The sequence below is a fragment of the Streptomyces sp. NPDC058045 genome, from assembly GCF_042885635.1.
Classification (GTDB): Bacteria; Actinomycetota; Actinomycetes; order Streptomycetales; family Streptomycetaceae; genus Streptomyces.
Map to the genome: position 1 here is coordinate 1 of NZ_JBHVRR010000100.1, position 7,891 is coordinate 7,891.

Annotated in this window: 8 protein-coding genes; 6 read left to right on the top strand and 2 right to left on the bottom strand. The window is 69.8% G+C overall.

Translation table 11 applies throughout. The annotated features are described in order from the left end of the window. The 3 genes from ACFVST_RS28935 to ACFVST_RS28945 form a co-directional block, all read left to right on the top strand. On the top strand, nt 1-1,346 hold a 1,346-nt coding region (locus ACFVST_RS28935; RefSeq protein ID WP_390156560.1), incomplete at its 5' end, for a M16 family metallopeptidase. 62 nt (nt 1,347-1,408) lie between these two features. After that, entirely contained in the window at nt 1,409-2,161 is a 753-nt protein-coding gene (gene dapB, locus ACFVST_RS28940) for a 4-hydroxy-tetrahydrodipicolinate reductase (RefSeq protein ID WP_390156561.1), read from the top strand. A gap of 13 nt (nt 2,162-2,174) precedes the next feature. Beyond that, complete coding sequence (locus ACFVST_RS28945; RefSeq protein WP_390156562.1) at nt 2,175-2,633, top strand: tetratricopeptide repeat protein; 459 nt, start codon at nt 2,175-2,177, stop codon at nt 2,631-2,633. An 82-nt stretch (nt 2,634-2,715) separates the two neighbouring features. Here the strand turns inward: ACFVST_RS28945 and ACFVST_RS28950 are convergent, their stop codons facing one another. After that, on the bottom strand, nt 2,716-3,264 hold the full coding sequence (locus ACFVST_RS28950; RefSeq protein ID WP_390156563.1) for a hypothetical protein: 549 nt from the start codon (nt 3,262-3,264) through the stop codon (nt 2,716-2,718). 153 nt (nt 3,265-3,417) lie between these two features. Continuing rightward, complete coding sequence (locus tag ACFVST_RS28955) at nt 3,418-3,654, bottom strand: hypothetical protein (RefSeq protein WP_390156564.1); 237 nt, start codon at nt 3,652-3,654, stop codon at nt 3,418-3,420. Between the two features lie 264 nt (nt 3,655-3,918). On the opposite strand from ACFVST_RS28955, the gene thyX reads away from it, so the two are divergent. The 3 genes from thyX (at nt 3,919) to ACFVST_RS28970 (ending at nt 7,642) form a co-directional block, all read left to right on the top strand. After that, complete coding sequence (gene thyX, locus ACFVST_RS28960) at nt 3,919-4,659, top strand: FAD-dependent thymidylate synthase (protein ID WP_390156565.1); 741 nt, start codon at nt 3,919-3,921, stop codon at nt 4,657-4,659. 220 nt (nt 4,660-4,879) lie between these two features. Then, entirely contained in the window at nt 4,880-5,779 is a 900-nt protein-coding gene (gene dapA / locus ACFVST_RS28965; RefSeq protein ID WP_390156566.1) for a 4-hydroxy-tetrahydrodipicolinate synthase, read from the top strand. 177 nt (nt 5,780-5,956) lie between these two features. After that, nucleotides 5,957-7,642, top strand: a complete 1,686-nt coding sequence (locus tag ACFVST_RS28970) for a ribonuclease J (protein WP_390156567.1) — start codon at nt 5,957-5,959, stop codon at nt 7,640-7,642. The last annotated feature ends 249 nt before the right edge of the window (nt 7,643-7,891 follow it).

The window sequence follows — 7,891 nt, forward strand, 5'->3', positions numbered from 1 at the left end:
CCTCATCCGGGGTGCGGGCCGTCGCCCGTACCCGAACCCTGCTCAAGGGCGAGAACGGCAGCGGCACCGTGCGCCGCACCACCCTGCCCGGCGGCCTGCGGGTCGTCACCGAGACGCTGCCGTCGGTGCGCTCCGCCACCTTCGGCATCTGGGTCCATGTCGGCTCCCGCGACGAGACCCCCAGCCTCGGCGGCGCCACCCACTACCTGGAACACCTCCTCTTCAAGGGCACCCGCGAGCGCTCCGCCCTCGACATCTCCGCCGCGATCGACGCGGTCGGCGGCGAGATGAACGCCTTCACGGCGAAGGAGTACACCTGCTACTACGCCCGCGTCCTCGACACCGATCTGCCGCTCGCCATCGACGTGGTGTGCGACATGCTCACCGGCTCCCTCATCGAGGAGGAGGACGTCGACGCGGAACGCGGCGTCATCCTCGAAGAGATCGCCATGACCGACGACGACCCGGGCGACTGCGTGCACGACCTCTTCGCGCACACCATGCTCGGCGACTCACCGCTGGGCCGCCCCGTCCTCGGCACCGTCGACACGGTCAACTCCCTGACCGCGGACCGGATACGGCGCTTCTACCGGCGCCACTACGACCCCACCCACCTGGTCGTCGCCGCCGCGGGGAACGTCGACCACCAGCAGGTCGTCCGCCAGGTCCGCGGCGCCTTCGAGAAGGCCGGCGCCCTCCACCGCGAGGACGCCGACCCCGTCGGCCCCCGCACCGGCAGCCGCGCCCTGCGCACCGCCGGCCGGGTCGATGTCCTGGACCGCAGGACCGAGCAGGCGCACATCATCCTCGGGATGCCGGGCCTGGCCCGCACCGACGACCGGCGCTGGGCGATGGGCGTGCTCAACACCGCGCTCGGCGGCGGCATGTCCTCCCGCCTCTTCCAGGAGGTCCGGGAGAAGCGCGGCCTGGCCTACAGCGTCTACTCGTACACCTCCGGCTTCGCCGACTGCGGCCTCTTCGGGGTGTACGCGGGGTGCCGGCCCGGCCAGGTGCACGATGTGCTGAAGATCTGCCGGGACCAGCTCGAACAGGCCGCGGAGCACGGCCTGCCCGACGAGGAGATCGCCCGCGCCGTCGGGCAGTTGTCCGGCTCCACCGTCCTCGGCCTGGAGGACACGGGTGCGCTCATGAACCGCATCGGCAAGAGTGAGCTGTGCTGGGGCGAGCAGATGTCCGTGGACGAGATGCTGGCCAACATCGCCGCCGTCACCCCCGACGACGTACGGGCCGTGGCGCGCGACGTACTCGGCCGGCGCCCCTCGCTCTCCGTCATCGGCCCGCTGAAGGAGAAGCAGGCGTCCAAGCTGCACGACGCCGTCGCCTGACGCCCCCCTCCGAGCCTGACGACCCCCTCCCGAGAGGGAAGCACGAGAAGGAAGCATCTGAGATGAGCAAGCTGCGCGTGGCAGTCCTCGGCGCCAAGGGCCGTATCGGGTCCCAGGCGGCACAGGCCGTCGAAGCCGCCGAGGACCTGGAACTCGTCGCCGCCCTCGACCGAGGCGACCGGCTGGACACCCTGGTGGAGACCGGCGCCCAGGTCGCCGTCGAACTCACCACCCCCGCCTCCGTGATGGGCAACCTCGACTTCTGCGTACGGCACGGCATCCACGCCGTGGTCGGCACCACCGGCTGGACCGAGGAACGCCTCGCCCAGCTCAGGTCCGTGCTGGCGTCCTTCGAGGAGACCGGTGTGCTCATCGCACCCAACTTCTCCATCGGCGCCGTCCTCACCATGAAGTTCGCCCAGATCGCCGCCCCGTACTTCGAGTCCGCCGAGGTCATCGAGCTGCACCACCCGAACAAGGCCGACGCCCCCAGCGGCACCGCCACCCGCACCGCCCAGCTCATCGCCGCCGCCCGCGCCGAGGCCGGTTCCGCCCCCCAGCCCGACGCCACCGTCACCGCCCTGGACGGCGCCCGCGGCGCCGACGTGGACGGGGTACCGGTACACGCGGTACGGCTGCGGGGGCTCCTCGCGCACCAGGAGGTCCTCCTCGGCGGCGAGGGCGAGACGCTGACCGTGCGCCATGACTCGCTGCACCACAGCAGCTTCATGCCGGGCATCCTGCTCGGTGTGCGCAGGGTCACCACCACCCCGGGTCTCACCTACGGCCTGGAACACTTCCTCGACCTCGGCTGACCCGGACCCACCCATGCGCGCGAAGATCACCTACACCGTCACGGCGGCCGTCCTGGTCGTCTACTTCGTCCTGGCCGGCAGCCGGGGCGTCATCCTCATCCAGGACGGCGCCCCCGTCACCGTCACCTTCGGGGTGGCGGTGCTGATCCTGCCCGTGATCGGTGTCTGGTTCCTCTGGCAGAACACCCGCTTCGTCACCCGGGCCAACCGGCTCGCCGCCGAACTCGACGCGGAGGGCGGGCTGCCGGTGGACGAACTGCGGCGCACCCCGTCCGGCCGCGTCGACCGGGACTCCGCCGACGAGGTCTTCCAGCGCCGCAAGGCCGAGACCGAGGACACCCCGGACGACTGGCGCTGCTGGTTCCGGCTGGCGGTGGCTTATCACGACGCCCGGGACACCCCCCGCGCCCGCAAGGCCATGCAGCGCGCCATCGCCCTCCACGACGGCCGCCCCACCACCGAGACGGCCTGACCGAGCCTCGGGGGGCGTCAACTCGCCTTGCAGGGTGGCGCGTTCGCCGTTCTCGGCACCGCTGTGACGTCCGTCGGTGCGCTCAGGTGCGCTGGTACTCCTCAGCCCACACCTCGACGGTGTCGGCCGCCCGGTCGAAGGCCTCCACCCGGCCCAGGAAGTCCGCGTTGTGCGTGGTCAGCAGTTGGGTCTCGCCGGTGGCGCGGCGCTCCAGCACCAGGGCCTGACCCTGCACCGTCCGCGGCAGCCCCAGCCAGCGCACCGGCCGCTGCACCGTCCGCACCGAGCCGACGGAGCGCCAGGACGTGGTCTGCGTGGTGAAGAACGCCACATGCCGCAGCCCCCGGGCGCTGACCCAGGTGCCCATCCGCAGCAGCCGCAGCGCCCCGGCGATGATCACCACCGCCAGCACCGCACACATCACCGCCGCCGCGGGCCCCCCGGTGACGCCGATGATGACCGTGGCGAACAGCACATACGAGGCCAGCAGCAACAGCAGCGCGGCCAGACCGACCCGCCAGGGACCCGGACGGTACGGGCGGCGCCAGCGGTCGCGGTTCTCGTACGGCAGCGCGACGTCCTCCGAGGTCTCGGCGAACGCGCGGTCGGCCGTCAGGAAGGGCAGGGGCACGACTGATCCTCACTCGGTCCACACAGGGGCGGAGCCGCGTGGAGGCGCGGCCCCGCACAGGGCTGTGACCGGTGAGGCTATCCAGTCGCCCGCCGGGCCACCACCCGGGGGGCGTCCGGCGGCTCCCTCCGCGGGCGCCATCCGGCGGGCATCTCAGCGCGTCGAGGCCTCCGAGTGCTGGATGTCCGCCGGCGACTGGTGCGCGGACAGCGCGGGCAGCCCGAACAGCAGCGAACCCACCAGTCCGGCCACCACCGTCACACCAATCAGCGCCCGCCCGGCCCACTCGTTCCTGGACGGCCGGGGGCGGGGCGGCGGGGTGACGTTGCTGCGGAACCGGTCGGCCTCCTGGAGGAAGGCGAACGGAACGGGCTCGCGGCGGCGGAACATGGGACTGCTTCTCCTCAGTGATCGAAAACCGATCGGACCAGGGCTCGGATCAAGACCTGGACCGGGGCTGGAACGGGCCTCGTACCGAACAGGACACCGTCATCCATACAGACGCACGAACGGACGAAAAGGTGCCCGCCTTTCGCCGATTTCCTTGCCGTTCGCCGGAATTCGTCAACGGGACGCCGCCGAGCGTCCCGTTGTCAGTGGGCGCCCGTAGAGTGGGCGCCGCCTTGGACGTGATGGGAAGGGACCCCGCAGACCGTGACCGACACCCCTGCCGACGACCTGAAGCCGAGCTTCCGCAGCGAGGTGACCGTGGAGCTGGTGAAGCACGCGGCCGCCGACTCCGATGTGCTCTGGGCCGCACGGGTCTCCACCGCCGGCGAGCAGTCCCTGGAGGAGCTGGGCAAGGACCCGGAGCGCTCCAAGGGCCTGATCAACTTCCTGATGCGGGACCGCCACGGCAGTCCCTTCGAGCACAACTCGATGACCTTCTTCATCAGCGCTCCCATCTTCGTCTTCCGCGAGTTCATGCGGCACCGCGTCGGCTGGTCGTACAACGAGGAGTCCGGCCGGTACCGCCGCCTCCAGCCCGTCTTCTACGTGCCCGACGAGTCCCGCAAGCTGGTCCAGGAGGGCCGCCCCGGCAAGTACGTCTTCGTCGAGGGCACCGAGGCCCAGCGGGAGCTCGTAGGCCGCGCCATGGAGGACTCCTACCGGCAGTCCTACGAGGCCTACCAGGAGATGCTCGCCGCGGGCGTCGCCCGGGAGGTGGCCCGCGCGGTGCTGCCGGTCGGCCTCTACTCCTCGATGTACGCGACGTGCAACGCCCGTTCCCTGATGCACTTCCTGGGGCTGCGCACCCAGCACCAGCAGGCGAAGGTGCCGTCGTTCCCGCAGCGGGAGATCGAGATGGTGGGGGAGGAGATGGAGCGGCGGTGGGCCGAGCTGATGCCGCTCACCCATGCCGCGTTCAACGCCAACGGGCGCATCGCTCCCTGACTGATCAGGGCTTCCCGAAATGGTTCAAGTCTGAACAAATGTGCGGTTCAGCCGCAAGAGGTGTCCGAATTGCAGCATTTCGAGAAGTTCATCTAGCCTGATCAAACGGACCCGGTACTGCTTGAACCCCCGAGCAGGCAGTGCCGGGCTCCGCAGCTTCCACACCCGCCGAGTCACCCGATGGGGGACCGCGCGCAGAGCAGCGAGTAGCGTATTACCCATGGCTCCGACCTTCACTCCGCAGACCCCCTTCGGGCGGGTCCTCACCGCCATGGTCACGCCCTTCTCGGCGGACGGCGCACTCGACCTCGACGGCGCGCAGCGGCTCGCCGCCCACCTGGTGGACGCAGGCAACGACGGCCTGATCGTCAACGGCACCACCGGCGAGTCCCCCACCACCAGCAATGCGGAGAAAACGGAGCTGGTACGCGCCGTGGTGGAGGCCGTCGGGGACCGCGCCCATGTGGTCGCCGGCGTCGGCACCAACGACACCCGGCACAGCATCGAACTGGCCCAGGCCGCCGCCGGCGTCGGCGCCCACGGCCTGCTGACCGTCACGCCGTACTACAACAAGCCGCCCCAGGAAGGCCTCTACCGGCACTTCACGGCCATCGCCGACAGCACCGAACTGCCGGTCATGCTCTACGACGTCCCCGGCCGCAGCGGCGTCCCGATCAACACCGAGACCATCGTCCGGCTCGCCGAGCACCCGCGCATCGTGGCCAACAAGGACGCCAAGGGCGACCTGGGCCGAGCCGCCTGGGCCATCGCCCGCTCCCGCCTCGCCTGGTACTCCGGCGACGACATGCTCAACCTGCCGCTGCTCTCCATCGGCGCCATCGGCTTCGTCTCCGTGGTCAGCCATGTCGTCACCCCCGAGCTGCGCGCCATGCTCGAAGCGCACAGCTCCGGCGACGTGCAGAAGGCCACCGAGATCCACCAGAAGCTGCTGCCCGTCTTCACCGGCATGTTCCGCACCCAGGGCGTCATCACCACCAAGGCCGCCCTCGCCCTCCAGGGCCTGCCCGCCGGCCCGCTCCGGCTGCCGCTGGTGGAGCTCTCGCCCGAGGAGACCGCACAGCTCAAGATCGACCTCGCGGCCGGCGGCGTCCAGCTCTGAGAGCCCGGCCCGGCAGCACCGACCGGACTTCACAACTGAATCACCAGACTTCACAACTGAATCAACGGCACCAACGCACATCCCGCACCGACGGGACCCACACCACTGACAACTGCACTACGTCATGCGCGCCACGTGCCCCGGCGGTACGTGGCGCGCATGGTTGAGGAGAGTCTTTTGAGTCATCCGCATCCTGAACTCGGCGCCCCGCCGAAGCTCCCCAAGGGCGGCCTCAGGGTCACCCCGCTGGGCGGCCTCGGCGAAATCGGCCGCAACATGACCGTCTTCGAATACGACGGCCGCCTGCTCATCGTCGACTGCGGCGTCCTCTTCCCCGAGGAGGAGCAGCCCGGAATCGATCTGATCCTGCCGGACTTCTCGTCCATCAGGGACCGCCTGGACGACATCGAGGGCATCGTCCTCACCCACGGGCACGAGGACCACATCGGCGGCGTCCCCTTCCTGCTCCGCGAGAAGCCGGACATCCCGCTCATCGGCTCCAAGCTGACCCTCGCCCTGATCGAGGCCAAGCTCCAGGAACACCGCATCCGCCCCTACACCCTGGAGGTGGCCGAGGGGCAGCACGAGCGGATCGGTCCCTTCGACTGCGAGTTCGTCGCCGTCAACCACTCCATCCCGGACGCCCTGGCCGTCGCCATCCGCACCCCGGCCGGAATGGTCGTGCACACCGGCGACTTCAAGATGGACCAGTTGCCGCTGGACAGCCGTCTCACCGACCTGCACGCCTTCGCCCGGCTCAGCGAGGAGGGCATCGACCTGCTCCTCGCCGACTCCACCAACGCCGAGGTGCCCGGCTTCGTCCCGCCCGAGCGGGAGATCTCCAATGTGCTGCGCCAGGTCTTCGCCGGCGCCCGCAAGCGGATCATCGTGGCCAGCTTCGCCAGCCATGTCCACCGCATCCAGCAGATCCTGGACGCCGCCCACGAGTACGGCCGCCGCGTCGCGTTCGTCGGCCGCTCCATGGTGCGCAACATGGGCATCGCCCGCGACCTCGGCTACCTCAAGGTGCCGCCGGGCCTCGTCGTCGACGTCAAGACCCTCGACGACCTGCCGGACAGCGAGGTGGTGCTCGTCTGCACCGGCTCCCAGGGCGAACCGATGGCCGCGCTCTCCCGGATGGCCAACCGCGACCACCAGATCCGGATCGTCCAGGGCGACACCGTGATCCTCGCGTCCTCCCTGATCCCCGGCAACGAGAACGCCGTCTACCGCGTCATCAACGGCCTCACCCGCTGGGGGGCCAACGTTGTCCACAAGGGCAACGCCAAGGTCCACGTCTCCGGCCACGCCTCAGCCGGCGAACTGCTGTACTTCTACAACATCTGCCGGCCGCGGAACCTGATGCCGGTCCACGGCGAATGGCGCCACCTGCGCGCCAACGCCGAACTGGGCGCCATGACCGGCGTCCCCCACGACCGCATCGTCATCGCCGAGGACGGCGTCGTCGTGGACCTCGTGGAAGGCAAGGCCAAGATCACCGGCAAGGTCCAGGCCGGTTACGTCTATGTGGACGGCCTCTCCGTCGGCGATGTCACCGACACCTCCCTGAAGGACCGCCGCATCCTCGGCGACGAGGGCATCATCTCGGTCTTCGCGGTACTGGACTCCACCGCCGGCAAGATCACCGGCGGCCCGTACATCCAGGCCCGCGGCTCAGGCATCGAGGACTCCGCCTTCGCCGACGTCATCCCGAAGATCCAGGACACCCTGGAACGCTCCGCCCAGGACGGCGTGGTCGAGCCCCACCAACTGCAGCAGCTCATCCGCCGCACGCTGGGGAAGTGGGTCTCCGACCACTACCGGCGCCGGCCGATGATCCTGCCCGTCGTGGTCGAGGTCTGACCCCGACCCACGGCCCCAACTCGGAGCGGAGCGCCTCGATTTGCCTCCAGGCGCTCCGCTCCAGTACGTTTACGGTTCCTTCCCCAAGGGCAGCGCCCGACGCCTCGGCGCCGGTTCCGTCATGTCCCGGGGAGCGGAAATCCCGACTCAGAACCTCTGATAAAGTCGGGTCCGCCGAAAGGCAAAAGGCCTTCCAACGGCCACCGGATACGAATTCCACCGGAAACGGAACGGAAAAAGAATCTGGTA

Bases quoted from the DNA above. Each gene is read 5' to 3' on its own strand.
- dapB (WP_390156561.1), top strand. From the start codon at position 1,409: ATGAGCAAGCTGCGCGTGGCAGTCCTCGGCGCCAAGGGCCGTATCGGG.
- ACFVST_RS28945 (WP_390156562.1), top strand. From the start codon at position 2,175: ATGCGCGCGAAGATCACCTACACCGTCACGGCGGCCGTCCTGGTCGTC.
- ACFVST_RS28955 (WP_390156564.1), bottom strand. From the start codon at position 3,654: ATGTTCCGCCGCCGCGAGCCCGTTCCGTTCGCCTTCCTCCAGGAGGCC.
- dapA (WP_390156566.1), top strand. From the start codon at position 4,880: ATGGCTCCGACCTTCACTCCGCAGACCCCCTTCGGGCGGGTCCTCACC.